Origin of the sequence: Arthrobacter humicola (genome assembly GCF_039531445.1) — a bacterium.
Lineage (GTDB): Bacteria > Actinomycetota > Actinomycetes > Actinomycetales > Micrococcaceae > Arthrobacter > Arthrobacter humicola.
Window position 1 is genome coordinate 1 of record NZ_BAAAQB010000016.1, and the last position, 2,071, is coordinate 2,071.

A 2,071-nucleotide genomic window follows, 5' to 3' on the forward strand; every position below is an offset into this window, starting at 1 on the left:
TCGATGTTGCAGATGGCCAGCCAGAGCAGTTTCACGGCGGCCAGGTCGTTCGGGAAGTGCCCGCGGTTCTTGGTGACCTTGCGCAGCTGGTAGTTCAGCGACTCGATGGCGTTGGTCGTGTAGATGATCCGCCGGACCGGTGTCGGGAAGGCCAGGAACGGGATGAACTTCTCCCAGCCGCTGCGCCAGGTCCGCACCGTTGCCGGGTATTTCCGGCCGAGCTCGGAGGCTTCGAAGTCATCCAGTGCGTCCTGGGCGGCGTCGGCTGTCGGGGCGGTGTAAACGGGCCGCAGGGCCGCGGCGACCTTCTTGCGGTCCTGGTAGCCGATGAAGCGCATCGAGGCGCGGATCAGGTGCACCACGCAGACTCCCGCTGTCAACCTATGGGCTCATTTCGGTGTCGTCTTCGGGGCAGGCGGCATCGTCCGTGGACCGGCGGGCTCCACGGAATAGCGGTGTCAGGGGGCTGCGTTAGGCCATGCTGGCTTCGGGGTCCATGGCCCGGGCTGTGATCTTTGCCGGGTTCAGATTCTGCGCCTGGTGGAGTGCCTCGCGGCGGTGGGGATGACGGGAGATGTCGTATGCGGTGTTGTCCTGCCAGCATCTCCAGAGGATCCGCACCCAACGGGCGGCGATGCCGCGCAGTGCGCGGTGGTGTCCCTGGCCGGCGGCGCGGGCGGTTTCATACAGGGCCCCGGTCCAGTGCGGGTCGTCACGGACGGCGACGAAGGCCCACCAGTCGATGGCGTGGCGCATTCTTTTGTTGGCGGCGTAGCGGAACCTCACCTGCCGGGTCCGGCCGGAGGCGCGGGTGACCGGTGCCAGACCGGTCTCGGCGAGCAGGGCTGCTGCCGACGGGAACCGTGTGCGGTCCTCGCCCATGCCGGCCATGAGTGCGGCCGCGCCGATGTCGCCGATGCCGGGGAAACTTGTGAAGACAGCGGTATCGGGGTGCGCCTGGAGCAGCCGGGAGAGTTCCAGGTTCAGCAGCCCGATGTGCCCGTTGAGCATTCTTAGCTGGGCGGCAAACAGCTTCGCAGTGAGGGCTTTGCCTTCATTGGTGCCGCTGCTGCCGGCGAGCATGTGGGGCCGGATCCTTTCCATAAGAATCTCCGGGTCAGTGCGTCCGGAATAGTGCTGGCGTGCGCAGAACAGCGCCATGGTCCTGACCGTCAGCCGCCGGACTTGTTCCGGGGCAGGGTATTGCTCGATGAATGCCAGGGAGATGTCGCGGTCCAGGCTGGAGAACAGGTGCAGCACGGCAGGGTTGTAGGACTCCATGACGGCCCGGAGCCGGTTCTCGGTGTTGCGCTGGGTGATGATCAGTCGTTCCCGGTCGCGGCTCAGTGCCCTGATCCGCGCCAGCAGGGTGGACGGGGTGGACAGCGGGCGCCAGTGGGCGTGTTCATGGCGCAGGGTGTCGGCCAGGACGAACGCGTCGAATGCGTCAGACTTTTTCGTGGCCAGCCGGTAGCGTTCCCGGGCCCTGGCCGAGATTTTTGGGGAAACGCAGTAGATCTCGATCTCGAGCTGCTGCAGCTGCTCCACCAGCAGCCCTTCCGAGCGTTCGATGGCGATCCTTATGTGACCGGGATGTTTGGTTATGGCCTCCCGGAGCTGCCCGAGGCCGGCGACGGTGTGCTGGAACCGTTTCTGAAGGATGGTTTTACCGTCCGCGTCAATGAGGCAGAGTTGGTGGAACGATCCGCCCCAGTCGATACCGGCGAATATATCTGACGGTGCGGCATCTTCGTGATGAGCCATAGTCGGTGGCCTTTCCTACGGACACACCACCTGTGGTTCACCGGTTGCGTGGGCGTCCCGCGCCAGAACCTTATCTCGGCGATCACCACTTCGGGTGTCGCGGCTCCCGCTGGCTGGTTCACGGTCTGCCGCCGCCGCGGGGGAACGGGTCTGCATGGGGTCCTCGAAGGATGCGTGTCTGCATGGGTTCTCCCTGCGACGGTGCAGGTGGCCGGCGGGACCGTCCCGCCGTCACTATTGTGAACAGATAAGGTCTGGACCATGGCGGCCGGCCAGGTCGCGGCGATGGCCTCGGGGAAGCCGGTGA

General features: G+C 65.6%; 1 protein-coding gene and 1 pseudogene. Both read right to left on the minus strand.

Annotated elements, in window-relative coordinates; genetic code table 11:
• A pseudogene (locus tag ABD243_RS06430) lies at positions 1 to 365 on the minus strand (transposase); the annotation flags it as partial.
• 106 nt (positions 366 to 471) lie between these two features.
• A complete protein-coding gene (locus ABD243_RS06435) occupies positions 472 to 1,764 on the minus strand; it encodes an IS110 family RNA-guided transposase (protein ID WP_344363426.1) in 1,293 nt (430 codons plus the stop codon).
• Positions 1,765 to 2,071: the final 307 nt, after the last annotated feature.

Bases quoted from the DNA above. Each gene is read 5' to 3' on its own strand.
- ABD243_RS06435 (WP_344363426.1), bottom strand. From the start codon at position 1,764: ATGGCTCATCACGAAGATGCCGCACCGTCAGATATATTCGCCGGTATC.